Source organism: Aquamicrobium zhengzhouense (genome assembly GCF_016124105.1).
In the GTDB taxonomy this organism is placed as follows: domain Bacteria; phylum Pseudomonadota; class Alphaproteobacteria; order Rhizobiales; family Rhizobiaceae; genus Aerobium; species Aerobium zhengzhouense.
In genome coordinates, this window is record NZ_JADGMQ010000003.1 from 294,015 (window position 1) to 319,577 (window position 25,563).

Annotated in this window: 25 protein-coding genes and 1 pseudogene; 9 read left to right on the forward strand and 17 right to left on the reverse strand. The window is 64.6% G+C overall.

Translation table 11 applies throughout. The features are described from left to right. Window positions 1–47: 47 nt before the first annotated feature. From IOD40_RS07555 to IOD40_RS07565, 3 genes are all read left to right on the forward strand, one after another. Window positions 48–1,010 carry a cation diffusion facilitator family transporter gene (locus IOD40_RS07555; protein WP_198475914.1) on the forward strand — a complete coding sequence of 321 codons (963 nt, stop codon included), beginning with the start codon at window positions 48–50 and terminating at the stop codon, window positions 1,008–1,010. A 104-nt stretch (window positions 1,011–1,114) separates the two neighbouring features. Next, window positions 1,115–3,496, forward strand: coding sequence for a heavy metal translocating P-type ATPase (locus IOD40_RS07560; RefSeq protein ID WP_198475915.1), 2,382 nt, complete (start codon window positions 1,115–1,117; stop codon window positions 3,494–3,496). Window positions 3,497–3,605: 109 nt separating this feature from the next. After that, entirely contained in the window at window positions 3,606–4,094 is a 489-nt protein-coding gene (locus tag IOD40_RS07565; RefSeq protein WP_198475916.1) for a DUF411 domain-containing protein, read from the forward strand. A 180-nt stretch (window positions 4,095–4,274) separates the two neighbouring features. Here IOD40_RS07565 and IOD40_RS07570 read toward each other — a convergent pair whose 3' ends face one another. Then, window positions 4,275–4,514, reverse strand: coding sequence for a hypothetical protein (locus tag IOD40_RS07570; protein WP_198475917.1), 240 nt, complete (start codon window positions 4,512–4,514; stop codon window positions 4,275–4,277). Between the two features lie 221 nt (window positions 4,515–4,735). On the opposite strand from IOD40_RS07570, the gene copM reads away from it, so the two are divergent. The 4 genes from copM (at window position 4,736) to IOD40_RS07590 (ending at window position 8,042) form a co-directional block, all read left to right on the forward strand. Further along, window positions 4,736–6,277, forward strand: a complete 1,542-nt coding sequence (gene copM / locus IOD40_RS07575; protein WP_198475918.1) for a CopM family metallochaperone — start codon at window positions 4,736–4,738, stop codon at window positions 6,275–6,277. A gap of 100 nt (window positions 6,278–6,377) precedes the next feature. Next, window positions 6,378–6,797, forward strand: a complete 420-nt coding sequence (locus IOD40_RS07580; protein ID WP_198475919.1) for a c-type cytochrome — start codon at window positions 6,378–6,380, stop codon at window positions 6,795–6,797. 54 nt (window positions 6,798–6,851) lie between these two features. Continuing rightward, window positions 6,852–7,061, forward strand: a complete 210-nt coding sequence (locus IOD40_RS07585; protein ID WP_198475920.1) for a hypothetical protein — start codon at window positions 6,852–6,854, stop codon at window positions 7,059–7,061. Between the two features lie 54 nt (window positions 7,062–7,115). Beyond that, complete coding sequence (locus IOD40_RS07590) at window positions 7,116–8,042, forward strand: LysR family transcriptional regulator (protein WP_233713889.1); 927 nt, start codon at window positions 7,116–7,118, stop codon at window positions 8,040–8,042. Here IOD40_RS07590 and IOD40_RS07595 read toward each other — a convergent pair. The 13 genes and pseudogenes from IOD40_RS07595 to IOD40_RS07655 all read right to left on the reverse strand — a co-directional run bounded on the left by IOD40_RS07595 (window position 8,023) and on the right by IOD40_RS07655 (window position 20,180). Then, window positions 8,023–8,262, reverse strand: coding sequence for a DUF2274 domain-containing protein (locus tag IOD40_RS07595; protein WP_198475922.1), 240 nt, complete (start codon window positions 8,260–8,262; stop codon window positions 8,023–8,025). The two genes, IOD40_RS07590 and IOD40_RS07595, sit on opposite strands and share 20 nt — an antisense overlap. 2 nt (window positions 8,263–8,264) lie before the next feature. Continuing rightward, window positions 8,265–9,395 carry a TrbI/VirB10 family protein gene (locus IOD40_RS07600; RefSeq protein WP_198475923.1) on the reverse strand — a complete coding sequence of 377 codons (1,131 nt, stop codon included), beginning with the start codon at window positions 9,393–9,395 and terminating at the stop codon, window positions 8,265–8,267. Further along, window positions 9,392–10,420, reverse strand: coding sequence for a P-type conjugative transfer protein TrbG (gene trbG, locus IOD40_RS07605; RefSeq protein ID WP_198475924.1), 1,029 nt, complete (start codon window positions 10,418–10,420; stop codon window positions 9,392–9,394). The genes IOD40_RS07600 and trbG overlap by 4 nt, the downstream gene beginning before the upstream one ends. Then, complete coding sequence (gene trbF, locus IOD40_RS07610) at window positions 10,417–11,106, reverse strand: conjugal transfer protein TrbF (RefSeq protein ID WP_198475925.1); 690 nt, start codon at window positions 11,104–11,106, stop codon at window positions 10,417–10,419. The genes trbG and trbF overlap by 4 nt, the downstream gene beginning before the upstream one ends. Then, window positions 11,103–12,458, reverse strand: coding sequence for a P-type conjugative transfer protein TrbL (gene trbL / locus IOD40_RS07615; protein WP_198475926.1), 1,356 nt, complete (start codon window positions 12,456–12,458; stop codon window positions 11,103–11,105). The genes trbF and trbL overlap by 4 nt, the downstream gene beginning before the upstream one ends. A gap of 4 nt (window positions 12,459–12,462) precedes the next feature. Further along, window positions 12,463–12,753: a putative entry exclusion protein TrbK-alt gene (trbK-alt, locus tag IOD40_RS07620; RefSeq protein ID WP_198475927.1), complete on the reverse strand. Its 291-nt coding sequence runs from the start codon at window positions 12,751–12,753 to the stop codon at window positions 12,463–12,465. A gap of 17 nt (window positions 12,754–12,770) precedes the next feature. Continuing rightward, a complete protein-coding gene (trbJ, locus tag IOD40_RS07625; protein ID WP_198475928.1) occupies window positions 12,771–13,553 on the reverse strand; it encodes a P-type conjugative transfer protein TrbJ in 783 nt (260 codons plus the stop codon). Beyond that, window positions 13,550–16,060, reverse strand: a complete 2,511-nt coding sequence (gene trbE / locus IOD40_RS07630; RefSeq protein ID WP_198475929.1) for a conjugal transfer protein TrbE — start codon at window positions 16,058–16,060, stop codon at window positions 13,550–13,552. Before trbE ends, trbJ begins: the two co-directional genes overlap by 4 nt. A 9-nt stretch (window positions 16,061–16,069) precedes the next feature. Continuing rightward, the gene (locus IOD40_RS07635; protein WP_198475930.1) at window positions 16,070–16,351 is read right to left on the reverse strand and encodes a VirB3 family type IV secretion system protein; all 282 of its coding nucleotides are present in this window, start codon (window positions 16,349–16,351) and stop codon (window positions 16,070–16,072) included. Then, on the reverse strand, window positions 16,351–16,680 hold the full coding sequence (locus tag IOD40_RS07640) for a TrbC/VirB2 family protein (RefSeq protein ID WP_198475931.1): 330 nt from the start codon (window positions 16,678–16,680) through the stop codon (window positions 16,351–16,353). The genes IOD40_RS07635 and IOD40_RS07640 overlap by 1 nt, the downstream gene beginning before the upstream one ends. After that, window positions 16,677–17,675 (reverse strand): P-type conjugative transfer ATPase TrbB, encoded by a 999-nt coding sequence (gene trbB / locus IOD40_RS07645; protein WP_198475932.1) that lies wholly within the window; start codon window positions 17,673–17,675, stop codon window positions 16,677–16,679. Before trbB ends, IOD40_RS07640 begins: the two co-directional genes overlap by 4 nt. A 383-nt stretch (window positions 17,676–18,058) precedes the next feature. Continuing rightward, complete coding sequence (locus IOD40_RS07650) at window positions 18,059–19,465, reverse strand: sensor histidine kinase (RefSeq protein ID WP_198475933.1); 1,407 nt, start codon at window positions 19,463–19,465, stop codon at window positions 18,059–18,061. Then, window positions 19,462–20,180: pseudogene (locus IOD40_RS07655) on the reverse strand (response regulator). The gene IOD40_RS07650 and the pseudogene IOD40_RS07655 overlap by 4 nt, the downstream one beginning before the upstream one ends. A gap of 180 nt (window positions 20,181–20,360) precedes the next feature. Between IOD40_RS07655 and IOD40_RS07660 the strand changes: the two are divergent. Both IOD40_RS07660 and IOD40_RS07665 read left to right on the forward strand, forming a co-directional pair. Further along, a complete protein-coding gene (locus IOD40_RS07660; protein WP_198475934.1) occupies window positions 20,361–20,621 on the forward strand; it encodes a hypothetical protein in 261 nt (86 codons plus the stop codon). Between the two features lie 197 nt (window positions 20,622–20,818). Next, the gene (locus tag IOD40_RS07665; protein WP_198475935.1) at window positions 20,819–21,316 is read left to right on the forward strand and encodes a DUF2938 domain-containing protein; all 498 of its coding nucleotides are present in this window, start codon (window positions 20,819–20,821) and stop codon (window positions 21,314–21,316) included. Between the two features lie 22 nt (window positions 21,317–21,338). Here the strand turns inward: IOD40_RS07665 and IOD40_RS07670 are convergent, their stop codons facing one another. From IOD40_RS07670 to IOD40_RS07680, 3 genes are read right to left on the reverse strand one after another with little or no spacing between them, the layout of a single operon-like run. Beyond that, window positions 21,339–21,767 carry a ribbon-helix-helix domain-containing protein gene (locus tag IOD40_RS07670; RefSeq protein ID WP_198475936.1) on the reverse strand — a complete coding sequence of 143 codons (429 nt, stop codon included), beginning with the start codon at window positions 21,765–21,767 and terminating at the stop codon, window positions 21,339–21,341. 4 nt (window positions 21,768–21,771) lie between these two features. After that, complete coding sequence (locus tag IOD40_RS07675; RefSeq protein ID WP_198475937.1) at window positions 21,772–23,757, reverse strand: conjugal transfer protein TraG; 1,986 nt, start codon at window positions 23,755–23,757, stop codon at window positions 21,772–21,774. A gap of 24 nt (window positions 23,758–23,781) precedes the next feature. Further along, window positions 23,782–25,521, reverse strand: coding sequence for a relaxase/mobilization nuclease domain-containing protein (locus IOD40_RS07680; protein ID WP_198475969.1), 1,740 nt, complete (start codon window positions 25,519–25,521; stop codon window positions 23,782–23,784). Between the last annotated feature and the right edge of the window lie 42 nt (window positions 25,522–25,563).

Sequence of the window (25,563 nt, forward strand, 5' to 3'; positions counted from 1 at the left end):
TGACGCCGGGTGCCGGCGTCCTCCCTAACAACAAGGAGATGCGGTTCATGTCAATGTCTCACGGCGGCCACGGCGGTCATATGCCCGCAGGCGGCGATCGCAAGGCGCTTGTCATTTCAGGCTGGCTCACCGGTCTTTATTTTGTAATTGAACTCGGCATTGGGATCTGGACGGGTTCGGTTGCCGTCCTGTCGGATGCCTTTCACACCTTTTCGGCCGTGGGTGGCGTGCTCATCGCGCTGGTCGCGCTACGCTTGACCGAGCGGAAATCCAGTCCGGCGCGTACCTTCGGCTACGTCCGGGCCGAGATTCTTGGCGCGCTCTTCAACGGCCTGTTTCTCGTTGCGATGGCCCTTTTTGTGCTGTGGATGGGCGCGATGCGCCTAATGGAGCCAATCGAACTGGCCACGACACCGATGCTGTTTGCCGCTGTGGGCGGGATCGCCACCGAACTTGTCGCGCTCTGGCTGCTCTACGAGCGCCAGAAGGACAACCTGAACATGCGCGGCGCGTACTGGCACATCCTCCAGACCTTCGTCGGTAGTTTCCTCATCATCGTCTCGGCGCTGGTTATCCGGTTCACTGGCTTCCTAGCCATCGACCCGCTGCTTGGCATGGCGTTCGGGCTTGTCCTGCTCTGGGCTTCTTGGGGAATTTTGCGTGAGGCATTGCACATCCTGCTGCAAGGCACCCCCGAAGACCTCGACTTGGAAGCCGCCATCGAGGCCATCCGACAGATCGAGGGAGTTACCGATGTGCATCACGTCCACGCTTGGAGCCTAACATCCGGGCGTAATGTATTCTCGAGTCACATCTGTGTTCGGGACTGGGAAGACGGCGAGCGGGTGCTGCGCCAAGCGAGCAATCTCCTGCGCGAGCGATTTAACATCTACTTCTCGACTTTACAGTTGGAGGAATACTGCCTCGACAGTGAGAGGTCTGCAGCAGAGATTGACATCATGCAGGCCCGGAACAGACCAGCGTCGGAGAAGATCCAAGACAATCATTGACGGGCAGGAATCGGGATTCCTATCACCTCTTGACCTTACAACGGTTGGAACGCGCAGAATAGGTGAAACGCAATCTTAGGATAGGACGCCGAGGAGGCGTGAAAATGACCAGCAAGACCGAACAGGATCACCAGAACCATGGGCATATGCACGATCGCCCGCATGGCCACGCGGTGGCCGCGCCGGATAGTGTGCATAAGGTCAAAGACCCGGTCTGCGGCATGTTGGTCGATCCGCACACGACCCAGCACAAGGCCGAGCACGCCGGGCGGCCTTATTACTTCTGTTCGGCCGGGTGCCGGGCGAAGTTTGTGGCCGAGCCGGAACGCTACCTCGATCCGGCTGCGGCGGCGAAGACCGAGCCCGTGCCCGAGGGGACGAGCTACACCTGCCCGATGCATCCGGAGATCCGGCAGGTCGGGCCGGGCTCCTGCCCGATCTGCGGCATGGCGCTGGAGCCGGTGCTGGTCAGCCTCGAGGCCGAGCCCAACGAGGAACTCATCGACATGCGCCGCCGGTTCTGGATCGGGCTGGTGCTGACAATCCCGGTGTTCATGCTCGAGATGGGTGGCCATCTGATTGGCCTCGACCACCTCATCAGCCAGCGCAACTCGAACTGGGTGCAGCTCGTCCTCGCCACGCCGGTCGTACTCTGGGCGGGCTGGCCCTTCTTCCAGCGCGGCTGGCAATCGCTGGTCAACCGCAGCCTCAACATGTTCACGCTGATCGCAATGGGCACGGGGGCGGCCTGGATCTACAGCATGGTGGCGGTGCTGATGCCGGGCATTTTCCCGGATGCCTTCCGGCAACACGACGACTCCGTCGCAGTCTATTTCGAGGCGGCGGCGGTCATCACCGTCCTTGTCCTGCTCGGCCAGGTTCTGGAACTGCGTGCGAGAGAGAGCACCAGCGGCGCGATCCGCGCGCTGCTCGACCTTGCACCCAAGACCGCACGGCTGATCCGCGACGACGGCACCGAGGAAGAGGTCGCGCTCGACAGCGTTCATGTCGGCGACCGCCTGCGGGTGCGGCCGGGCGAGAAGGTGCCGGTCGACGGCGAGGTGCTGGAAGGCCGCAGTGCCGTCGATGAATCGATGGTTACGGGTGAGTCCATGCCGGTGACCAAGGAAGTCGGCTCCAAGGCTATCGGCGGGACCATGAACCAGTCCGGTGCGCTGGTGATCGAGGCCCGCAAAGTCGGCCGCGACACCATGCTGTCGCAGATCGTCCAGCTCGTCGCCGAGGCGCAGCGAAGCCGCGCGCCGATCCAGCGGTTGGCCGACCAGGTGTCGGGCTGGTTCGTGCCGGCGGTGATCGTCGTCGCCGTGCTGGCCTTCATCGCCTGGTCGATCTGGGGGCCGGAGCCGCGCATGGCCTTCGGCCTGATCGCCGCCGTCTCGGTTCTCATCATCGCCTGCCCCTGTGCGCTCGGGCTGGCGACGCCGATGTCGATCATGGTCGGCGTCGGCCGCGGGGCACAAGCGGGCGTGCTGATCAAGAACGCCGAGGCGCTGGAGCATATGGAGAAGGTCGACACGATCATCGTCGACAAGACCGGGACGCTGACCGAAGGCCGGCCCGCCGTCACCGCCATCGTTCCCGCCTCTGGCTTCACCGAGGAAGAGGCCCTGCGCCTTGCCGCGAGCGTGGAACGCGCGAGCGAGCATCCGCTGGCGCTCGCCATTGTCCGTGCGGCCGAGGAGCGCGGGATCGCGACGGCGCCGGTTTCGGACTTCGACTCGCCCACCGGCAAGGGCGCCTACGGCACGGTCGAGGGCAAGCGCATCCCCCTTGGTAACGCGAAATTCCTCGCCGAGCAGGGGGTGGATGTCGCGCCGCTGGCCGATGAAGCCGACCGGCTGCGCGCGGACGGAGCAACCGCGATCTTCATGGGCGTCGATGGCAAGGTGGCAGCGATCTTCGCCATCGCCGATCCGGTCAAGCCCTCGACCCCCGAGGCGCTGGCGGCGTTGAAGGCGCAGGGCATCCGGGTGGTCATGCTGACCGGTGACAACTGGACCACGGCCAAGGCGGTCGCCCGGCAGCTTGGCATCGACGAGGTCGAGGCGGAGGTCTTACCCGATCAGAAAAGCGCGGTTGTGCAGCGACACAAGGCAGCCGGCGAGGTGGTGGCGATGGCGGGCGACGGCGTCAACGACGCGCCGGCGCTGGCCGCGGCCGATGTCGGCATCGCCATGGGCACTGGCACCGACGTGGCGATGGAGAGCGCGGGCGTCACGCTGCTGAAGGGCGACCTCACCGGCATTGTGCGCGCCCGCCGTCTGTCCGAGGCCGTCATGGGCAATATCCGCCAGAACCTGTTCTTCGCCTTCATCTACAACGCGCTTGGCGTGCCGGTGGCGGCCGGGGTGCTCTATCCGTTCTTCGGCATTCTGCTGTCGCCGATCATCGCCGCGGCGGCCATGGCGCTCTCCTCGGTCAGCGTGATCGCGAATGCGGCACGCCTGCGTGGGGTGAAGTTGTGAGGTCCGCGCGGCATCGGGTCGCGGGTCACCGCGGTCTGTTGACGCGCTCGCGCCCCGCGCCCCGGTCGTGTGTGGCGCTACAATGATGCAAGCGATGCGAGGTTCGATAATGCGCAATACATGCACGCTCGGCAGACGAGGAATACTGGCCGGTCTCGGTGCTCTTGCCTTGGCGCTTTCCATGTCGGGGCATCTGCGGGCGGAAACGCTGCCGCTGGTGACGGTCACCAAGGACCCGTCCTGCGGTTGCTGCAATGGCTGGGTCGAACATATCGAGGCCGCGGGCTTTCCTGTGCGGGTGCTCGAATCCGCCGACATGTTCGGCCTGAAGCAGCGGCGCGGCGTTCCGGCGGAACTCGCCTCCTGCCATACTGCAGATGTGGGCGGATATGTGATCGAGGGCCATGTCCCTGCCGCTGCGGTGAAGCGCCTGCTGACCGGGCGGCCGGCCGGGGTCGGGCTCGCGGTTCCAGGCATGCCCGCCGGCTCACCCGGCATGGATTTCCCCGGTGTCGAGCCGGAGCCGTATGAGGTTTTCCTGTTCGATGCCTCAGGCCACAACGCGTTTTTGCGTTTCCTCGGCGTCCAGGAGATTTGATCGAAGTCCGCCATGATCGCTCAACTCGTGACCAGAACGCTGTTCGACAGTTCTCTAGCGCGCACCGCGCGAGAGGGCCGCGGCGTGAACGGGCGCGCACAGGTGGTGTTCCGGTTGCGGCGCGACTGGCTGCGGCATCTGTCGACGGCACTCCTACTGCTGGCTTTCAGCGCCTTCTTTCTACAGCCACTGGCGCATGCGAGCCCGCGCGGACACTCTGTTCACCATGATGCCGCCATTGCCGCCGTGGCGCAGCTTTGCGCCCATTCCGATGCATCGGGCGAGGGCCATGAGGCTTCCGTCAAACACCGCGACCAGGAGGAGACGGCACCCGGCGTGCTCGACTGCTGCCAGGCATGCCTGGTCGCCGCCATCCCTCCTGAGGCCAAGTCGCTGTCCCGCCATCCAGGCAGCGACCATTTGAGCCGCCTAAGTCCGAGCCATTTCGGGAGAACTCCTCCAGGCATCCTGAGACCCCCACGTCCGATCACAGCCGCGTAGGGCGCGCATGACTGGGAGGGCTTTGCTCCTCCTCGGTCCCTCAGCCGACCGGCTGGTGAGCGCCACAACCGACAATCAGACGAACACGGACACCCGCGTCGATGAGCGACGCCGGTCCTCCGGGCCAAAGGATGAAAACGATGAAACGAACTGCAATTGCCCTTTCGGTCAGTTTTCTGACGGGGCTGCCCGGCGTTGCTCTGGCGCAAGCCGAGCATGACGCCCACCACCCTAGAAACTCCCCTGTGCAAGCGGAGCAGGCTCCTGCGCCAACGCTTCCCTCGGCAACGATGCCTTCGATGCAGAGAATGCCGGAGCAGTGTCACGCCCTGATGCAGGCGATGCCCCGAGAATGCATGAGCGCCATGCAGCAGATGATGCAGGGCAGCATGATGCGCGGCGGAATGGCCGCGCCAGCCGGCGGAGAAGAGGCACCGGTTGATAGCGAGGGCTCCGAGTCCACGAAGGCCTATGTCGATGCGATGAGTGCCATGCACGGGCCGATGATGGACGGCGTCATGGCTGAAGACCCTGACGTCGCCTTCGTCCGGGGCATGATCCCGCATCATCAGGGCGCGATCGACATGGCGAAGATCGTGCAGCAGTACGGGGTCGATCCGCAGACCAGGGAGTGGGCGGCCCAGATCATCGAGGCGCAGGAACGCGAAATCGCCGAGATGGAGAGCTGGCTGGCGGAGAACGGTGAGACGCAGCCGTTCGATCTCGGCCAGACCGGCGGCACCGTCTACTCCGCCGATGAGGGCGACAGCACGATCAGCGCCATCGATCTGGGCAGCGGAGCCGTGACCACGGTGCCGATCCCGGTTGCGCCGCACAACGTCGACCTGACGCCGGACGGGCGCTTCTTGCTGGCGGTCGGCACACCAGCCTCCGGTGACCATGGGTCGGAAGGTCATGGACATGAGGGAGACGCGGCTGGTATTCTGGTGATCCTCGACCCTCGGGATCTCTCGAAACCCGCTGTCACGGTCGAGGTCGGATCCCATCCGGCCCACGTCGTCGCTGATACGCAAGGTCGCGCCTATGCATCCCTCTCTGGCGGGGGCGAGGTCGCAGTCATCGATCTCGCGACCGCATCGGTGATCGAGCGCATCGAGACCGGAGCCTATCCGCACGGGCTGCGGCTCAGCCCGAACGGGGCCGAACTCTACATCGCCAATGTCGAGGATGGGTCGGTGTCGGTCATCGACACGGCCAGCCTCGCCGAGGTCGCGCGCATCCCGGTCGGTGCCGCCCCCGTCCAAGTTGGCTTCACGCCTGCGGGCGACCAGATCTATGTCTCCCTGCGCGACGAAAACCGCGTGGCCGTGATCGATACCGCAACCCGCGAAGTCACGAACAGGATCGACGTCGGTCCGAATCCGATCCAGATGATCGCGACGCCGGACGGTGCCTTCGTCTATGTCGCAAATCAGGGCACCGATTCCGAACCGAATGACACCGTGTCCGTGATCGATACCGCGACCGGTGAGGTGGTGAAGACGATCACCACCGGTCCCGGCGCGCACGGCGCGTCGATATCGGCAGACGGCGCATACGTCTTTGTCACGAACATCGCCGACGACAGCGTCTCGATTATCGATACCGAGAGCCAGGATGTTGCCGAGACGATTCCGGTCGGCGATCGCCCGAACGGCATCGTTTACGGAAGCTCGAACTGAAGGAATCGCGAACCTTGGCGCCGGGTTCCCCGGCGCCAAGGCGATCGAGGCCACATCACCAAATCTCTCCATTCGAGTGAGCAAATCAGAGGAAGATGTCATGCGGACTTTCATTCTCGTGGCGATTGCCGCGATCGCGACAGGCGGTGCCTGGTGGCTCTGGAGCCAGCCCGATGCTGCAAGCCCGGCGGAAGAGGGCCAGGCTCTTGCTGCTGTAACTCTGCCGGCCACACTGTCACCCGAAGCCGAAGCCGGTCAGCAGATATTTGCCGCCAATTGCGCTTCCTGCCACGGCACGAACGCTGAAGGGCGTGCGGGGACCGCGCCTCCGCTCATCCACAAGATCTACGAGCCGGGTCATCACAGCGACATGGCTTTCGTCTTGGCAGCACGCAACGGGGTGCGCGCCCATCACTGGCGTTTCGGAAACATGGCCCCGGTGCCGGGCCTCACGGATACGGACCTAGCCGGCATCATTCGTTTCGTGCGGGAGGTTCAGGTTGCGAACGGCATTCAATAAACCGCTGATCTTGGGCGACCCAGCCGTGATCGAGGTCATGTCCCGGCTACGGTCTTGCCGCATTCTCCGCCACCGATCGTCGAGAAGGTCGAGGGCCGCCGCGTACAACAGATCGACGTGGTCACCAAGCAGGTCGTCAGTGCAGGGCCGGGCGATGCTCGGTCGAACGGCGTTGTCTACGGTATCCGGTCCGATGAGCAACTGGCACCGGAGTCCGCTTCGATACCAAGTTATATCAAGATCCTGGACGATACTTATCGCTAATCTGCTTACGCTCTTCGTCCAGACGCTCGCCATCGCCAAATAATGTTGCAGCGAATGGCGGAGCCTTCCAAATCAATCGAACTTCGTCATCTCCGCTATTTCGTGGCTGCAGCCGAGCATGGCAGTTTTCGCAAGGCTGGAGATGCACTTGGACGGTCGCAATCTGCAATCAGCCGCTGCATTGCCGATCTCGAAGACAGGATGGGCGCGTCACTCTTCCATCGGCACGCATGGGGCGTGTCGCAGACCTTTGCGGGACAGCGTTTCCTTCATCGCGCGCGACGGGCCATCAAGACGATCAACGAAGGCGCTCATGAAGTCGCCGCCGCTGGCCGATCCGAGCAGGGGCGAGTGCGGATCGGCATCTATTCATCCATCGCTTCGGGCTTTTTGGCAAAGCTGTTGGCGCGCTATGGCCGATGTCACAAAGATGTCAGGATCGAACTGATCGACGGCGAGCCTGCCGAACACATTGCGGCCATCCGCCAGTTCCGCCTCGACGTCGCCTTCCTGACCGGCGACAGGGAATGGCCCGGATGCGACCGAGCGCCTCTGTGGTCCGAACGGGTTTTCGTTGTGCTGCCCGATTTCCACCCGCTGGCGGTTTTGGACGAGGTGATGTGGGGAGACCTGGCCGATGAGCCCTTCATCGTCAGTGAAGCCGCGCCGGGCCAGGAGATCCATGATCATCTGGTGCGGGAGCTGGCGGACCTTGGCCGGCATCCCGAGATCCAGGTTCAATCGGTCGGCCGGGACAACCTGCTGCCTCTGGTGGCGATCGGCCAAGGTTTGACGCTGGTGAGCGAGGCCATGACGGTGGCCGCGTTTCCAGACATCACATACCGGCCCATCGCCGGCGAGATGCTTCCATTTTCGGCGGTCTGGTCCCCGACGAACGACAATCCCGCGTTCCGCAGGTTGCTCTCCATGGCAAAGGCGGCGTCTGCCAAGGCCGCGAAGCTCAGGCAATCGGCTTCGTAGATTGGGGCGAGCGACGTGCTTTTGCGAAGCCACGATCTGTCGCAATAAATCGCTCCAGCATCGGCACAATCAGTTTGACGGGATCGGCGACGGGCTGGCCCGTCTCGCGGGCCAGCACCTCGGCATAGGCGACCAGATCGCGGTGAAGCGGCGCAGGCAGCTCCACCGTCACCTTGACGGGCTTGTCATCGGGCAGCGGGCCGAGTTTCAGTTTCGTCATGCTTATCCTCCTGCGGGTTCGAATACGAGGTCGCGGGTGACAATGATCCTGAGCGGGAAACCGGGCCTGATCGTCAATGTCGGCGCGACCTGCAACTGGCGCTGAACGATCTGCTGGCCCGCTTGATTGACGGTATCCTGCGCACCGTCGCGGATGGCCCGGATCAGCCGGTCCTCGTCGCTGGTCGCCAGCTCCGTACCGACCGCCAGCAGCGTGGACAGCCCGGCCGCCTTCATCAGATCCCACCAATGATAATCGACGCCATCCTCAAGCCCGGCGTAGCCGCGGGCATCCGTTCCCGGAAGGCGCTCCAGCACAATGGAACGGCCGCCCGGCAGGATCAGGCGATTCCAGACGAGCAACACCCTGCGCTGGCCGAAGGTCACGCCGTCGTCATACTGGCCGATGATGCGGGTGCCCTGCGGGATCAGAAGCAGAGAGCCGGTCGGGCTGTCATAGACGTTCTCCGTCACCTGCGCGGTGATCTGGCCGGGAAGGTCGGAGCGGATGCCGGTGATAAGTGCCGCCGGAATGACGGCTCCGGCCTGCAGGATGTACGGCGACGCCGGCGGCGTGACACGATCCGGGGAGACGGTCTGCCGGTCCACCGGCCCATTGAGGAAGGCAGCATGCCGGTTCTGCCCGGTCGCGTCCTGTTGCTGTCCGCCGAGTCCGGCCAGGCCGGGTATGGTCGTTCCCGGAGTGCCTCCAGAACGCGGACCGGACTGGAAGAACACGTTGCTGAGCCGCGCGGCCTCTTCCTCGGCGCGGCGGCGTTCCTCTTCGGGATCTACGGCAGGCGTCGTTATGGCAGGCGTCGCAACGGGCTGCCCCCGGTTCTGCGCCTCAAGGATTGGGCGGCCAAGATCACCAGGCAAAGCAGGGCCAAGCACCGGACCGGTATAGTCGCTCGGCAGGCCGGACAAGCCGTCGGCCGTGGGGCGGTTCTCGGTCGAATAGAGTTCTTCGCCGCCCGGTCCCGCGTCGCGGGTCTGGAGCGCGTAGATGAGCGCACCGCCGATGCCGAGAAGCGCGACCGCACCCACGCCTACCAGCATCTTGCGGGACAGGCGGGTGACACGTGGCGGTTCGGCGCGCAAGCGCATCGGTGGGACAGTTTCCGTATCGCTCATGAGGATGAGCCTTCCGTGGTCGTGCGAGCCGGCTGGGTTGCGGCCTGGCTCTGTTCCATCCGGACAATCCTGACCACCTGCTGACGGTCGCCGCTGCCAAGGCGCAGCTCGGCTGCAGCGAACAGACGATCCACGATCAGGACATTCTGGTGGATTCGGCTGTTGACGATCTGCGGCTCACCATCGGAGCCGAGAACGAAGATCGGTGGCATCTCGCCCTGCACGATCCCGCGCGGGAAGACGACATAGACGCGGCGTCCATCGTCGAAAACGGAAACCGGCCGCCAAGGCGGGCTGTCACCGCGCACTTGCAATCCGTAGCGATAGTTGCGTGCGGACTCGACCGGGATGACTGGCGCCGAGGGCGTGGCAACACGGCTTCCCGCCGGAGGTGCCGGATAAGCCCAGGCGACGGACGGCATATAGAGCGATTCCCTTGCACGCAGCTCGACCATGTAAGTGCGCCGGTCGGTGGTCACGACAAGATTGGTCGAGATGTCTTCGCGCGTCGGCTTTACGAGGATATGGACACGGCGGTTCGCGCCCGAACCGGATTCGGTGTCGCCGATGATCCAGCGGATCGTATCGCCGGCTGCGATCGGGCCCGCGCCTGTCAGGCTTTCGCCCGGCTCCAGCGCGATGTTGGTGATCTGGCCGGGGGCGGCATAGACCTGATAGAGCGCGCCCTCACTCCACGGATATATCTGGATGGCGTTGTAATAGCCTTCGCGGCGCGGCTCGACACGGGCGGCGGCATTGGCGTTCTCGACGCGGCCGGCCGGCGTGCTGGCAGCGGTGCCGCCCCGCGCGACGGCCCAGGCTGGCGGCGTGTGCAACGGCCGCGGCCGGTCGTCGGTGGCGGCCGTTTGCACGGTGGGCAACGGCGGCACGGAGTCGTCGTAGCTGAATTGCGGCACCCGGTTGGTGGCGCAGCCCGCCAGCATGGTCGCGGAAAGCAGCAAAGCCGCCAAAGCGGGTTTACGGAAAACCGGAAGCCCGGCTTTACGGAAAGTCGAGGCGGTCATTGGCTCATCTCCCGCGACCAGTTGATCGCGTTCACATAAATTCCAAGGGGATTAGCCCGCAGGCGCTCGGCGTTGCGCGGAGTCTGGATCACGATGGTCAGGATCGCGGTCCAGCGCTCGGTGGTGGAAAGCTGGCCGCTCTCGTAGTGCCGTTCGGTCCAAGCCACGCGGAAGGAATCCGGTGAAGCCCGGATGACCGAGGACACCTCGACGGCGACCTGCTGCCGGCCGACGCGGGTGAACGGGTCGTTGGCGCGAGCATAATCGTTCAGCGCCGCCGCGCCGCGATCAGTGGTGAACTCGTAGGCGCGCAGCCAGTTCTGGCGCACGATGATAGGATCGGCCGGGATCGCGCGGACCTGCTCGATGAAGCGTCCGAGATGGAAGGCGACCTGCGGATCGGTCGGCTGGTAGTCGGCCGAGGCCGGGGCAACGGTCTGAGCCTCACCGAGCGCATCGACCTCAACAACCCAGGGCACAACGGTCCCGCGTGCCGATTGCCAGACCAGCGCGGCGGCGAAACCTGCCGACAGGATCAGGCTGCCGAAGGCCATATAGCGCCAGTTGCGCGCCTGCATGCGGGCCGAGCCGATGCGTTCGTCCCAGACCTGCGCTGCCTTCTGATACGGCGTCTGGGGTTCCGGCGTCTTGCCGTAATGGGTTGCTGGTCGTTTGAAGATGCTCATGAGCGGTCGCTTTCGGAAAGATTGACAGAGGAACCGGAGCCGTGGCTGTCGCCGGAACGGACGGCATGAGCGGCGGCGGTGACGCCGTGGCTCATGGCCCGGTCGCGGCGCATCTGCTGTGCCCAGGCAGGCCCTTCGGTTGATGGCGGAGCTGATGGCGTGGCAGATGCGCTTGCGCCGACGGTACCCATCGAGGAGCTGCCGCCAGAAGCTGCAAACCCGCCCTTGACACCATCCGAGTAGCTGGATTTCAGGCTATCGGTGGCGCGGGAGGCGGCGCGTTTCAGGGGCGAGACGGTCGCGGAGGCTCCGGCGCGGGCCACGCCGCCAAGGCCGGAGGCGACTCCGGCCGCGCCGGACTCGCCCATCGAGCCAAGGGTATAGGCCGACGAAGCCGCGCCGGCTGTCGTGGCTCCACCACGCGCGAGCGCGGCACCGCCCGAGAGTGCGGCTGCACCGCCGCGTGCGGCGAGCATGGTCGCTCCGCCTGCGGCAACGGTCGCGCCGCCGACCGCAAGGCCAGTGCCGACGGCGGCGCCTGCGCCGAGCTGCGGGCCGCCGGAGACAAGGCCGGTGGCAATGCCGGGACCGAAGATGCCGAGGCCGAGAAGGGAAAGCGCGGCGAGCACGATCGCCATGGCGTCATCGATTGTCGGAGTCGCGCCGCCAAAGCCTGCGGTGAACTGCCCGAACAGCGTCGAACCGATGCCGATGATGACGGCGAGGACCAGCACCTTGATGCCGCTGGAGACCACATTGCCCAGCACCCGCTCGGCCATGAAAGCGGTTTTGCCGAAAAGGCCGAATGGGATCAGCACAAAGCCGGCGAGCGTGGTCAGTTTGAACTCGATCAGGGTGACGAAAAGCTGGATCGCCAGGATGAAAAAGGCCAGCACCACCAGTGCCCAGGCGAACAGCAGGCACGCGATCTGGATGAAGTTCTCGAAAAAGGCGATCCAGCCCATCAGGTCCGAAATGGATTCGAGCAGCGGGCGACCGGCGTCCAGCCCGGTCTGGGCAACGCGGCCGGGGCGCAGGAGGTCGGCAACCGAGAAGCCAGTGCCGGACGCCATGAGCCCGAGCCCGGCGAAGCTCTCGAAGACGATCCGCGCGAGATTATTCCAGTTGCTGATGAGATAGGCGAAGACGCCGACGAACAGCGTTTTTCTCACCAAACGGGCAATGATGTCGTCATCGGCGCCCCAGGCCCAGAACAACGCGGCGAGCGTCACGTCGATGACGATCAGCGTCGTGGCGATGAAGGCAACCTCGCCGCCGAGCAGGCCGAAGCCGGAGTCGATATAGCTGGTGAAGACGCCGAGAAAGTTGTCGATGACCCCCGTTCCGCCCATGTGCTCACAGCCTCCCGTTCTGTGCAGGTGTTGTTGGCGCGGGTGTCTTGCCGAGGAAGCGGTCGCGGGTCTCGGCCCAGATCGCGAGGCAATTCGCATCACTGGCCGCAGCCTCACCCATCTGCTGACAACGGCGCTGTCCCTCGCGCAAGGGATCGACCGGAGGAGGCTGGAGCGAGGGAGCGGAAGGCGCCGGGACGGAGACGTCCTCGCGGTTCATCTCGATAATGGTCGCCGTGATGGCCACGGCGACAAATACGATGGCCGCGATCCGGGCCAGCACCTTCCCGTCCATGATTTCCCCTCCCGGCCTCAGTTGAACATTCGTGCGTTGCCGGGCTGGTAGCCTGACCCCGGGGTCAGGAAGCGCTCACGCTGGATGCGTCCCTGTTCGGCTGCGGTGGCGCGTTCGGCCTCGGTCAAGGCATCTGCCCGGCCATTGGCCGAGATCACCGCGATCAAATCGGAAAGCTGCTGCGATTGGAGGGCGAGCAGCTGGTTGCCGGCCTGGGTTGCCTGAAGCGCGCCGGTCGCCCCCTGGCTTTGGCCGACAAGCTCCGACATTTGCGTGCGATTGCTGTCGATATTGCCGACGACGCCGGCCTGGACGCGCATCGCGTCCTGCAGGCCGCCGACGGTGTTTTCCCAGCGCGAGCGCGCATCGGCGATCATCTGCGCGTCAGTGGCGTTCAGGGACAGGTTGCCATAGTCCTGCTGGAACATCTGGTCGATGTTCTGCACATCGAAGGCAATGTTCTGGGCCTGCCCGAGAAGCTGCTGGGTCCGCTGGACATTCTGCTGGATCTGCTGGAGCGACGAATGGGGCAGGCTCGCGAGATTGCGGGCCTGGTTGATCAGCATCTGCGCCTCGTTCTGAAGCGAGGTGATCTGATTGTTGATCTGCTCCAGCGTGCGCGCGGCGGTCAGCAGGTTCTCGGCATGGTTGGTCGGGTCATAGACGATCCGGCCGAACCCACCGAAAAAGGCATGGGCCGGGGTGGCGAACATCGGGACCAGCGCCAGCGGCGCGGCGAGCGCAAGCGCAAGCGCCGAAGCGCTCGCCATGCGGGTGAGACAGGGCATTTTGTGCGTCATGGGATAATCTCCTCTTCTTCCAAGGTGAATTCGAACGCGTCGTCATCGAAGGCGACGGGCGACAGGTCCTCGCTTTCGGTCGCGAGATTGGTGAGGTCCGGGATGAGATCGGCGGCCCATTCGACGCCGCGCGCCCGGAGCCAGGCGGCGAGGAAGCCCTCGCGGTCATGCTCAGCAAAGATTTCGCTGATCAGAGCCTGATCGGATTTCGAGGAGGCAGCGCAGAGTGCGAGGCCGACTTGCGCCAGGCCCAGCTCGAACAGGCGGTTTCCGCGCCGCGACTGGCAGTAATAGTCGCGCTTGGGCGTGGCCCGTGCGAGGATTTCGATCTGCCGGTCATTGAGGCCGAAGCGGCGATAGATGGCCGTGATCTGCGGCTCGATGGCGCGCTCGTTCGGCAGCAAGAGCCGCGTCGGGCAGCTCTCGATGATCGCGGGCGCGATGGTGCTGCCGTCGATGTCGGACAGGCTCTGCGTGGCGAAGATGACGCTGGCGTTCTTCTTGCGCAGCGTCTTGAGCCATTCGCGAAGCTGTTCGGCGAAGGCGTCGTCATCCAGCGCCAGCCAGCCCTCGTCGATGATGAGCAGCGTCGGCCGCCCGTCGAGGCGATCTCCGATGCGATGGAACAGGTAGGAGAGGACCGCCGGTGCTGCACCTGTCCCGACAAGACCCTCGATCTCAAACGCCTGCACGTCCGCCGAGCCGAGATGCTCGCTCTCGGCATCGAGCAGCCGCCCATAGGGGCCACCGACACAATAGGAGCGTAGCGCCTGTTTCAGATCGTTGGACTGGAGCAGGACGGCAAGGCCGGTGATGGTGCGTTCGCCGACCGGCGCGGAAGCGAGCGAGGTCATCGCCGTCCAGATGTGTTCCTTGACCTCGGGCGTGATCTGGATGTTCTCGCGCATCAGGATCGCGACGATCCAGTCTGCGGCCCAGGCGCGTTCTGCCGTCTCGTGGATGCGCGCCAGCGGTTGCAGCGAAACGGAAGTCTCGGATGCGTCGGTCAACTCTCCGCCGAGATCATGCCAGTCGCCGCCCATGGCGAGTGAGGCGGCGCGGATCGAGCCGCCGAAATCGAAGGCAAAGACCTGTGAGCGCGCGTAACGCCGGAACTGCAAGGCCATCAGCGCCAGCAGCACCGACTTGCCGGCGCCCGTCGGCCCGATGACCAGAGTATGACCGACATCACCGACATGAAGGGAGAGCCGAAACGGGGTCGATCCTTCGGTCCTGCCGTAGAGCAGCGGGGGTGCGCCGAAGTGATCGTCCCGTTCCGGTCCCGCCCACACGGCGGACGAAGGGACCATGTGGGCAAGGTTGAGCGTCGAGAGCGGAGGCTGGCGGACATTGGCATAGGCATGTCCGGGCAAGCTGCCGAGCCAGGCGTCGACCGCGTTGACTGTCTCGACCATGACGCTGAAATCGCGGGACTGGACGATCTTCTCCACCAGCCGCAGCTTCTCGTCAGCGCGGCGGGCATCCTCGTCCCAGACGGTGACGGTCGCCGTGACATAGGCCATTCCGGCCATGTCGGCGCCGAGCTCCTGCAAGGCCATGTCGGCGTCTGTCGCCTTGTTGGCGGCATCTGTATCGACGAGCGCGGATTGTTCGTTGGTCATCACCTCCTTGAGGATTGCGGCGATGGACTTGCGCTTGGCGAACCACTGGCGCCTGATTTTTGTCAGCAGCCGCGTCGCATCGGTCTTGTCCATGAGGATGGCGCGGGTGGACCATCGGTAGGGAAAGGCCAGCCGGTTCATCTCGTCGAGCAGGCCGGGCGTCGTTGTGCCGGGAAAGCCGGTGATCGTCAGCACCCGGAGATGGCAGTTACCCAGACGCGGCTCCAGCCCGCCGGTCAATGGCTGATCGGCCAGAAGCGCATCGAGATAGACCGGGGTTTCCGGCACGCTGACGCGGTGCCGGTTGGTCGAGATCGTCGAATGCAGGTAGGTCAACGTCTCGGCATCATCGAGCCAGCGGCACTCCGGCATGAAGCCGTCGAGCAGCGCCAGCACGCGGTCGGTGCGGTCGGCAAAGCCGCGCACCAGTTCCCAGGGATTCACGCCCGACGTTTCGCGGCCCTCGTAGAGCCAGGACTCGGAGCGGGCGGCATCCTCGGCGGGCGGGAGCCAGAGGAAGGTGAGAAAGTAGCCGGAGACGAAATGGCTGCCTTCCTCCTCGAAATCGGCCTTGCGCTCGGCATCGACCAGCGCGGAGGCAGGATCAGGGAAGCGGCTCGCCGGATAGGTGGCGGCTTCCGACCGCTGCGCTTCGACAAAGATGGCCCAGCCGGAGCCAAGGCGACGGAAGGCATTGTTCAGCCGGCCGGCTACCGCGACCAGCTCGGCCGCGACGGCGGAATCGAGATCCGGCCCGCGAAACTTCGCCGTCCTCTGGAATGAGCCGTCCTTGTTGAGCACGACACCTTCGCCGACCAGCGCCACCCAGGGCAGGTAATCAGCGAGGCGCGAGGCGGTGCGGCGGTATTCTGCGAGATTCATCATGGGCTTTCCTCACACCGAAAGATGACCGGGAATGCGGAGGTGGCGGCGCGCGACCTCGACGAAGAGCGGATCGCGTTTGGCGGCCCAGACGGCGGCGATGTGACCGACGGCCCAGATCAGGATGCCGGCGAACCAGAGCTGAAGTCCGAGGCCCACGGCTCCGGCCAGCGTGCCGTTGAGGATCGCGACGGAGCGCGGCGCTCCGCCGAGCAGGATCGGCTCGGTCAGGGCGCGGTGAACCGGAACGCTGAAGCCGGGCACGGTATCGAGGGCCTCGAAGCTCACGGCCATCAGACCAGCGCCCCGCCGCCGAAGCTGAAGAACGAGAGGAAGAAGCTGGATGCCGCGAAGGCGATGGAGATACCGAAGACGATCTGGATCAGGCGACGGAAGCCGCCGCCGGTATCGCCGAAGGCCAGCGTCAGGCCCGTGACGATGATAATGATCACCGCGATGATCTTAGCGACCGGACCCTCGACGGATTCGAGGATCGATTGCAGCGGCGCTTCCCAGGGCATGGAGGAGCCCGAGGCAAAGGCTGGCGACGTCATCAGGCTCGCCCAGGTGAAGGCGGCGGCGGTCGCCAGATGATGACGGATACGGAAGGCGCAACGGATCATGCAGGGTCTCCTGGAACGTGAGAGATTGAGGTGTCGGGAAAAGCGGGGAAAATCCGGTAGTCGCCGTCGGGGCCGAGACCTTCGACGCGGGCGAGTTCGGCCAGCCGGCGCGCGGACCCGCGACCTGCGAGGACGGCAACAAGGTCGATGGTCTCCGCGATCATCGCGCGCGGCACCGTGACGACGGCTTCCTGGATGAGTTGTTCGAGACGGCGCAACGCACCGATGCCGGAACCGGCATGGACGGTGCCGATCCCTCCGGGGTGGCCGGTGCCCCATGCTTTGAGAAGGTCCAGCGCCTCTGCCCCACGGACCTCGCCGATCGGGATGCGATCGGGACGCAGGCGCAGCGAGGAACGGACAAGCTCCGACAGCGTGGCGACGCCATCCTTGGTCCGCATCGCGACGAGGTTCGGCGCGGCACATTGCAGTTCTCGGGTGTCCTCGATGATGACGACGCGATCCTGCGTCTTCGCCACCTCGGCGAGCAGGGCATTGGTCAGCGTGGTCTTGCCGGTCGAGGTGCCGCCTGCGACCAGGATGTTGGCGCGAGACGCGACGGCCTGGCGAAGCGTTGCGGCCTGATCGGCGGACATGATGCCGGCCGACACATAGTCGTCTAGCGTGAATACGGCGACGGCGGGTTTGCGGATGGCGAAGGCCGGGGCTGCGACGACCGGCGGCAGCAGACCTTCGAAGCGCTCGCCCGTTTCCGGCAGTTCCGCCGAAACCCGCGGGCTACGGGCATGGACCTCGACGCCGACATGATGGGCGACCAGCCGGACGATGCGCTCGCCATCGGCGGCCGACAGTATCTCGCCCGTGTCGGCCAGCCCTTCGGACAGCCGGTCCACCCAGATCCGGCCGTCGGGGTTCAGCATGACCTCGACGACGGACGGGTCTTGCAGCAGAGTTGAGATGGCAGGCCCGAGCGCCGTCCGGAGCATGCGCACGCCGCGGTCCACCGTTGCCTGTTTGTGGTTGATGCCTGCCATCTCGTCCCCGTTCCACCGGGGAGGCGAGAGACGATCCCCGGATGGGGATGACTAAAAGAGACGCAAAACAGGTCGTTTCAACAAGTTTCGGCCGTCGTAGTAGTGTGGGATAAAAATACAGGAGAACGGCGGAGGCTGAACTCGTCGCAATCACCGACGTGGCGAACCCGGGAATTCTGCCGCCACCCACCTGATTCGATAAACTTTGTGGGACGAAGCGGCCTTTCGCTCTGATCACAAGAATTGGGCTACCAGCGAGATCAGCGGCGTCGGGTTGAGCTGAAACCTGACTGATAGATGATGTGACTTTATTACCGAGGCCTGGCGGCTCGATCCGCTGAGCGATCGGTGCCCGTTGCGTGCCCGGACCCGACCGGAGTCCGTCAGAACCGGCTTGCGGGTAGAACGATCAGAGCACACAGCCCACCTTCAGACCGATTGACAAGCGTAAGCTGGCCATCATGAGCCCGGACGATCGACTGGGCGATTGCAAGCCCCAATCCCATTCCACCCGTTTCCCGGCTGCGGGAACTTTCCAGCCGATAGAGCGGCTCGAACACATGACTGAGTTCGGCCTCGGGAATGCCCGGCCCGCAATCGTCGATCGCAATCTCGATACCGCGCGCGGAGTTGCTGATCGCGACCACCGCGCTACCGCCATAGTTGACCGCGTTGTCGATCAAATTCGTCAGAGCACGCTTCAGGCTTGCCGGGTCGCATTCGAGGACAATCGGCTGCGCCTCATCCATGCGCACCGGAAGGCCGCCATCGGCCATGTCGTCGACGATGCTGGCGATGAGAGCGGTGAGATCGGTCCGCCGGTGGGGGGCCCGGCTCTCGCCGTCGCTGGCGAAGGCGAGCGTCGCCGCCACCATCGCGTCGAGATCGGCGATGGTTGAAAGCATCCTCTCGCGTTCGATCGGATCATCGACGTTTTCCGCCCGCAGTCGCAGGAGCGTCAGCGGCGTGCGGAAGTCGTGAGAGATGGCGGCCAGCATCTGCGAGCGATCCTCGATCATGCGCCGCAAACGCGACTGCATGGCATTAAAGGCATGCGCGGCCTGCCGCGTCTCGACCGTTCCGGTCTCCGGCATCGGCGGTGCGTTTAGGTCCTCGCCGAGCCTTTGAGCGGCCTGCCCAAGGGCTGTCAGCGGAGTTGTTACTCGGCGCACCACCCAGATCGCCACCAAAAGGGTGATGAACACCATGACCCCCATCGAGATGAGGAAGCGCAGCGAGAAGGCGCCGCCGCTGTCCGGCAGGACGGTGGAGTAGACGAGCCATTGTCCATCCTGCAGCGGAACGGCAACCTGCATCTCGCGAAACCCGGCGAGAGGACCCATTCCGCCAAATCCTTGCATCATCGGGTGCTGATCCATCATACGCTGGGCCAGACCGACCATGATACCGCGCGGCTGTGAAACCGACACCAACGGCGCGCCGCTTCCACCGGTGGACAATTGCTCGGTAAGAAGCTGCCGCAATGCATCTGCAGCCGGTGCATCGGCATCGGTTACCGAGGTCCGTGGCGGCTCGGCGGCCAATGCGACCTTGAATGTCTCATCGCTCAAGGCCGCCACGATGCGCGCGCGCCAATCGTCGGAAGCATCCTGCACGAGGCGGCTCAGGTTGGTGATGCGCTGGGCGATCACCGCCCCGCCGACCGCGCGCACGATCTGGCTGCGGTCCATACTGTATATCCACGAGCCGACCAAATGGGAGGCGATGAGCCCGGCCAGCAGGACGGACAGAGTCTGGCCGAACAGGCTGCGGGGAATGAAGCGCCTCATTCGTTGCTCACCTCGGGGGCGAACAGATAGCCGCCGCCCCACACAGTCTTGATGATCGATGGCTCGTTGGGGTTGAGTTCCAGCTTCTTACGCAGGCGGCTGACCTGGGTGTCTATGCTGCGATCGAAGGCATTGGCTGCGCGGCCTCGGGCCAGGTCCAGGAGTTGGTCGCGGCTCAGCACTCGCTGGGGCGTTGGACCAGCGCCAGCAGCAGATCATACTCCCCAGTGCTCAGGGGAACCGTGACCCCATCCTCGCGTAACAGTTCCCGTGCGCCGGTATCGAGCCGCCAACGGTCGAAGCGATAGCCTTCCGCGCGGTTGGTGCGCTCAGTGGCACCGTCGTTGCGGGTCCGGCGCAGAACCGCCCTGATCCGGGCGATCAGCTCACGGCTGCCGAAGGGCTTGGCGACATAGTCGTCAGCGCCGAGTTCGAGACCGACGACGCGGTCGATCTCGTCTCCCTTGGCGGTCAGCATGATGATCGGGACATCCGATTCCGCGCGCAGGGCCCGGCAGAGCGAAAACCCGTCCTCGCCGGGCAACATCAGATCGAGGATGATGAGGTCGATGCGCGCGTCGGCCATGACCCTGCGCATTTCCCGGCCATCGGCGGCTACGCTGACGCGAAAACCCTCCCTGGCGAGGGCACGTGAGACCAGGTCGCGGATTTCGCGATGATCGTCGACGATCAATATGTGAGGGCCATCTCGCATGACGTTGTTTCTAGTCGAGAAGTGATCGGATTGCCGGGAAAAGTTGTAACCGACTTTGGCAGGCACCGTGCTTGACACATCCTGTCACAATTATCGCCTTTACCGAAAAACTTGGGTGACATTCTCCCTGGCAAATGTCCGCGTTCAGCGGAGATCGCCGCTGCCAACCAGGAGAAAATCATGACCAAGACTGCAAAGACGGCGACCGGCGCTGCCATCGCCCTCATCTCCAGCATCGCGCTGATGTTCCTGATGCGGGCCAACGCCCCGCGTCATGCGCACATGTTCGAAGCTGTGCAGGCCGGAACCCATCCCATGACCACCATGTGGAGCGAGATGGGCTGGATGATGGCGCTCGGCCCGGTTACAGGCATCCTGTTCTTCGGGGGCATCGTGACCTTCGTCGTTCTGCTTGTCCGATTCTTCGCCAAGTCGGACTGACGCGCGCATACGCGCATCCTGTCCCCAGCGGGTTGCTCGCTTCTCTATGACAACGACCCGCACGCCCGACTCGCTCCAGATGGAACCCACGTAGGGCTCAAGTCGTGCCGCAATCTAACAGAGGCACACGGCACATTTTCAATAGCGGTGCGATTTCGCTCCATTGGAGCGCCGCTTGCTATGCAAAAGGATAGATAATGACCGAGGCAATAGATATCATAGTCGCAGCAGTGCTCGTCGGCATTGGTGGTACGGCGATTCTGGATCTGATTTCTTTTCTGATGGAGCGTTTCTTCGGCGTGCCGGCGACCGACTGGCGGATGGTCGGCCGCTGGCTGGGCCACATGCCCAAAGGCCAGTTCGTCCAGCGCGACCTGAAACGGGCGATGCCGGTGCCGGGCGAACATGCGCTCGGATGGGTATTCCACTATCTCATCGGCGCCGGATACGGACTGCTGCTAGTCGCGATCTGGGGCACCGGCTGGCTGGAATCCCCCCGGATTGTGCCGCCCATGATCCTCGTCCTGGGGCTGCTCGTCCTGCCCTACTTCGTGATGATGCCCGGTATGGGTATAGGGATCGCGGCCTCGCGGACCCCAAAGCCGAATGTTGCGCGGCTAAAGAGCGTACTGGGCCACTCCATCTTCGGCTGCGGCATGTTCCTGACTGCATGGTTGTTGGAAGCTATCGCATGACTTATGCGGAACGATCCGCGTGTCATCCATCCGATTGGACCACGTCTTCGGAAACCTCCTGCCGAAGCTTCGGTCCCTGGGCGAGACGCCGGCCGAGTGCTGTGATGAACGCTTCATAACGCTCGTTGGCTTTGGCCCGTGCCGCCTGTGCTGCGGGCTCGGGCAATGCCGGTGTCGTATTGATCCAGAAGCGGATGAATACCGCCAGGCTTTCGACAGCGATACCGACGTCACGCTCCATCCGGGTGATGCGGCGGTCGATTTGATCGAGTCGTTTAGCAACGATGGCCTCTCGACGTTCGGCATCATCGGGAGACAGGAATGAGGCGATGGCTGCCTCGCCGATCATCGACTGCGACTGAGCCCGCCGCGCGGCAAATTCGGTCAGGGCTTTTTCGACATCGGGGTCCAGATAGACGGTGAGTTTTTTCTTCTTCCCGCGATTGGCCATGGCGCTACAGCTCCATGCCGTCGTTCGGGTCCATGGCAACCTGCCGGGCAATGCCCTGCACCTGGCGGATCATGCGCCGATTTTGCGTGGCTTCTTCCTCAACTTCATCAGGCAGCGCGATCTCGAACTCGTTCTCGATCGGCTTCTTCTTCTCCACGGGCTTCACGCGACTGAGTTCAGGCTGCAACCGGCGCTCGGATTCGGTCGGATCTTCACCATCGGTCCTCTGGCCATCGTGATCCGTGGCGCCTTCCGGTCGCGCGGGGATCGGAAGCGTGGTCCAGTCGTCGGGCCGCGTTCCTTCGGGGCCTTTCAATTCAGGCGGTGACAGAACACGCTCCCGAAACCGGGCATCCTCGTAATAGCGCGCCTTCGTCGCCCGGATCGGGGGAATGCCCGCCACCATGACGATTTCCTCATGTGGGGGGAGTTGCATGATTTCGCCCGGCGTCAGCAACTGGCGCGCGGTTTCCGAGCGCGAGACCATGAGATGCCCGAGCCAGGGGGACAGCCGGTGGCCGGCGTAGTTTTTCATCGCCTTCATCTCGGTGGCGGTGCCGAGCGCGTCCGACACCCGTTTCGCGGTGCGCTCGTCGTTGGTGGCGAAGCTGACCCGGACATGGCAATTGTCGAGGATCGAGTTGTTCGGACCATAGGCTTTCTCGATCTGGTTCAGCGACTGCGCGATCAGGAAGGATTTCAGGCCGTAGCCGGCCATGAAGGCCAGCGCGGTCTCGAAGAAATCGAGTCGCCCAAGCGCGGGAAACTCGTCGAGCATCAAGAGCAGCCGATGCCGGCTGGCATTCGCTTGCAGATCCTCGGTCAGACGGCGACCGATCTGATTGAGCAGCAATCGCATCAGCGGCTTGGTGCGGTTGATGTCGGAGGGCGGCACGACGAGGTAAAGTGTGGTCGGCTGATCGCCGCCCACAATATCGCTAATCCGCCAGTCGGAGCGCCGTGTGACCTCGGCCACGACCGGATCGCGATAGAGGCCGAGGAAGGACATCGCCGTCGACAACACGCCGCTGCGTTCGTTCTCGGACTTGTTGCGCAGCTCGCGCGCGGCGCTGGCGACGACTGGATGCGGCCCCGCTTCGCCCAGATGCGGGGTCTTCATCATGGCGCGCAACGTGGAATCCACCGGCCGCTTAGGATCGGACAGGAATTTGGCGACACCCGCCAGGGTCTTGTCGGGTTCGGCGTAAAGCACATGGAGGATGGCGCCGACGAGGAGCGAATGGGAGGTCTTTTCCCAATGGTTGCGCTTGTCGAGACTGCCTTCCGGGTCGACGAGGATGTCGGCGATGTTCTGGACGTCGCGCACTTCCCACTCGCCGCGGCGAACCTCGAGCAGCGGATTGTAGGCCGAGGATTTGGGGTTGGTCGGGTCGAAGAGCAGCACCCGGCCATGACGTGATCGGAACCCCGAGGTGAGTTGCCAGTTCTCCCCCTTGATGTCGTGGACGATGGCCGAGCCCGGCCAGGTGAGAAGCGAGGGGACGACCAGGCCGACGCCCTTGCCGGATCGTGTCGGGGCAAAGCACAGCACATGCTCCGGGCCATCGTGCCGCAAATAGTCGCGATCATATCTGCCGAGGACAACACCATCGGGATCGAGCAGGCCCGCCGCCTTGATCTCTGCTTTCCCGGCCCATCGCGCCGAGCCATAGGTGGCGACGTTCTTGGCCTCACGCCCCCGCCAGACCGACATGCCGATGGCGACCGCGATGGCGATGAAACCGCCCGAGGCCGCGATGATCCCACCCTTGGCGAAGATCGGCGGCGCGTAGGCTTCGTAAAAGTACCACCACCAGAAGATCGCGGGCGGATAATAGATCGGGGTGCCGAACAATACGAACCAGGGCGGCCCGAGCTGCGCCTGATAGCCGAGGCTCCAGGCGACATACTGCGTCGCGCCCCAGGTGGTGGCGAGGATGATGAGGAAGACGACGGCGATCTGTCCCCAGAGGATTTTGGTCGCGGACATGGCGTAGTTCCTTTCCGATCGAGGCTAGAGACCGAGGCCGCGCTTGCGCCCGAAGTCCCAATCGACGCCGCCATCGTCGCGGGCGACACCGGAGACGTGGCGGCCGATCTGTTTTTCGAGAGAGGGCGACCAGGGCACGAGCTGGAAGCCCAGGCCGTCGTCGATCATGGCGAAGCGGCCGGAGGCCAGCGCGAAACGCTGGCGATAGGAGCCGGCAACATATTCGCCGCTGGCGGCGCGCTCGAAGGACATGCCGGTCTCGGCCGCCAGCTTCTCGCCGAGACTGTCGAGTTCGCGTTGGCGCAAGGTGCTGAGCAGCCGGCGCGCGAAGACGACACGTCCGCCCTGCCGCTCGGCAAAGCCCTCGCCGATCAGATGCTCGGCCCGCTCGTCCAGGGCCTGACGAACCTCGGCGCCGAAGCCGCTATCCGAGAGCGCAATCGGATCGCGGGCAATGGCCTGCCGGTCGAGCCAGGTCGCGCCTGAGGCGCCGACCTGCGCAGCAAGATCGAGATCGGCGCGCACGGCGAGCGCGACGCGGCGCTGCCCTTGCGGGTCCTCCCAGGATCGCAGCTCGACGATCGAGCCGGGCGGGCTGTCACCGGCGGCATCGAGATGCGGCAGCTTGATGTGATGGGTACGGCCGTCGACACCGTCGACCACGGCATAGGCCGTGCCCTTCAACTCGTCATCGAGGCCGCGCTCGACCAGGCGGCCAATGACGGGGACGTCGAGGCTTTCCCCGGCGAGGACATAGCTGGCCGAACCGCGCTCGATGCCGCGTTCGGTCAGGGCGCGGTGCATCCGCTTGATGATGTCGCCGCGCTCGCCCATCTCGCGTAGGACCGTTTCGGCTTCCGGCTTGATGAACCATTGCGAATGGCCGATCTGCCCGGCCAACCCGCGGATTTCGAGGGTGCGCAGCCGCCCCACCTTCAGCGCATGGAACTCGTCCGGCTGGCGGTCGGCGGGCGGGGCAAGGTCGATGATGCCGGACTTGCCGGCGTCGCGCACAAGCTGCCGGTCGAGTTGTGTCCAGCGTTCCGCCTCGACCTGCCGCTCGAGATTGCGGTGGATCTCCAGATCGGTGCGCGGGCCGAGTTCCTGCGTGACGAGATCCTGTGCGCGGGCGCGCATGCCCTCCTTGATGTAGTCGCGGGAGATCACGAGGTCATGGCCGTCGTCGGCGCGGCCGCGCAGGATGATGTGGATATGGGGATTGTCGGTGTTCCAGTGATCGACGGCGACCCAATCGAGGCGCGTGCCGAGATCCTTTTCCATCTGACCCATCAGCTCGCGGGCGTGATCCTTGAGATCGGCCATGTCCACCGCGTCCTCGGGTGAGACGATGAAGCGAAAATGATGCCGGTCGTCCTGGCATCGCTCGGCAAAGGCACGCACGTCTATGTCTTCTCTTTCCGGGCCGAACATCCGGGCCTTTTCCCCGTCGCGGGTCACACCATCGCGGCGCAGATAATCGAGGTGCGCGCCGAGCGGAGCCGCGCGCGCCGTGTGGCGAACCACGCGGGTCTTGATGACGACCACGCGCGAGCGTCCGGTGAGGAGACGATTGGCCTGGATGCTGGCGCGCTGACCGCGCCCGAAACGCGAGCGGCTGCCGGATGTGATCTTGCCGGAGCGTGAGACGCGCCCGCCGGCCTTCTGGGCGGCGGCGAGCGCCTGGGCGATGAAGGGCCGGGCCTGTTGCGCGCGGGTCGAACGGATGCGCCCCGGACGAATGCGGAATTCGCGCTCATCGGACATGGCGTCGCCCTGCACGGTGCAAATCATCATGTAAAATCAGAA

Excerpts from the sequence above, each read along its gene's own strand:
- IOD40_RS07665 (WP_198475935.1), top strand. The coding sequence starts at position 20,819 with ATGACCGAGGCAATAGATATCATAGTCGCAGCAGTGCTCGTCGGCATT.
- IOD40_RS07565 (WP_198475916.1), top strand. The coding sequence starts at position 3,606 with ATGCGCAATACATGCACGCTCGGCAGACGAGGAATACTGGCCGGTCTC.
- IOD40_RS07640 (WP_198475931.1), bottom strand. The coding sequence starts at position 16,680 with ATGATCCGTTGCGCCTTCCGTATCCGTCATCATCTGGCGACCGCCGCC.
- IOD40_RS07570 (WP_198475917.1), bottom strand. The coding sequence starts at position 4,514 with ATGGTCGCTGCCTGGATGGCGGGACAGCGACTTGGCCTCAGGAGGGAT.
- copM (WP_198475918.1), top strand. The coding sequence starts at position 4,736 with ATGAAACGAACTGCAATTGCCCTTTCGGTCAGTTTTCTGACGGGGCTG.
- IOD40_RS07590 (WP_233713889.1), top strand. The coding sequence starts at position 7,116 with ATGGCGGAGCCTTCCAAATCAATCGAACTTCGTCATCTCCGCTATTTC.
- IOD40_RS07660 (WP_198475934.1), top strand. The coding sequence starts at position 20,361 with ATGACCAAGACTGCAAAGACGGCGACCGGCGCTGCCATCGCCCTCATC.
- IOD40_RS07580 (WP_198475919.1), top strand. The coding sequence starts at position 6,378 with ATGCGGACTTTCATTCTCGTGGCGATTGCCGCGATCGCGACAGGCGGT.
- IOD40_RS07560 (WP_198475915.1), top strand. The coding sequence starts at position 1,115 with ATGACCAGCAAGACCGAACAGGATCACCAGAACCATGGGCATATGCAC.
- trbF (WP_198475925.1), bottom strand. The coding sequence starts at position 11,106 with ATGAGCATCTTCAAACGACCAGCAACCCATTACGGCAAGACGCCGGAA.
- IOD40_RS07635 (WP_198475930.1), bottom strand. The coding sequence starts at position 16,351 with ATGGCCGTGAGCTTCGAGGCCCTCGATACCGTGCCCGGCTTCAGCGTT.
- IOD40_RS07555 (WP_198475914.1), top strand. The coding sequence starts at position 48 with ATGTCAATGTCTCACGGCGGCCACGGCGGTCATATGCCCGCAGGCGGC.
- IOD40_RS07675 (WP_198475937.1), bottom strand. The coding sequence starts at position 23,757 with ATGTCCGCGACCAAAATCCTCTGGGGACAGATCGCCGTCGTCTTCCTC.
- trbL (WP_198475926.1), bottom strand. The coding sequence starts at position 12,458 with ATGGGCGGAACGGGGGTCATCGACAACTTTCTCGGCGTCTTCACCAGC.
- trbB (WP_198475932.1), bottom strand. The coding sequence starts at position 17,675 with ATGGCAGGCATCAACCACAAACAGGCAACGGTGGACCGCGGCGTGCGC.
- IOD40_RS07650 (WP_198475933.1), bottom strand. The coding sequence starts at position 19,465 with ATGAGGCGCTTCATTCCCCGCAGCCTGTTCGGCCAGACTCTGTCCGTC.
- trbK-alt (WP_198475927.1), bottom strand. The coding sequence starts at position 12,753 with ATGGACGGGAAGGTGCTGGCCCGGATCGCGGCCATCGTATTTGTCGCC.
- trbJ (WP_198475928.1), bottom strand. The coding sequence starts at position 13,553 with ATGACGCACAAAATGCCCTGTCTCACCCGCATGGCGAGCGCTTCGGCG.
- IOD40_RS07680 (WP_198475969.1), bottom strand. The coding sequence starts at position 25,521 with ATGTCCGATGAGCGCGAATTCCGCATTCGTCCGGGGCGCATCCGTTCG.
- IOD40_RS07600 (WP_198475923.1), bottom strand. The coding sequence starts at position 9,395 with ATGAGCGATACGGAAACTGTCCCACCGATGCGCTTGCGCGCCGAACCG.
- IOD40_RS07670 (WP_198475936.1), bottom strand. The coding sequence starts at position 21,767 with ATGGCCAATCGCGGGAAGAAGAAAAAACTCACCGTCTATCTGGACCCC.
- IOD40_RS07595 (WP_198475922.1), bottom strand. The coding sequence starts at position 8,262 with ATGACGAAACTGAAACTCGGCCCGCTGCCCGATGACAAGCCCGTCAAG.
- trbG (WP_198475924.1), bottom strand. The coding sequence starts at position 10,420 with ATGACCGCCTCGACTTTCCGTAAAGCCGGGCTTCCGGTTTTCCGTAAA.
- trbE (WP_198475929.1), bottom strand. The coding sequence starts at position 16,060 with ATGATGAATCTCGCAGAATACCGCCGCACCGCCTCGCGCCTCGCTGAT.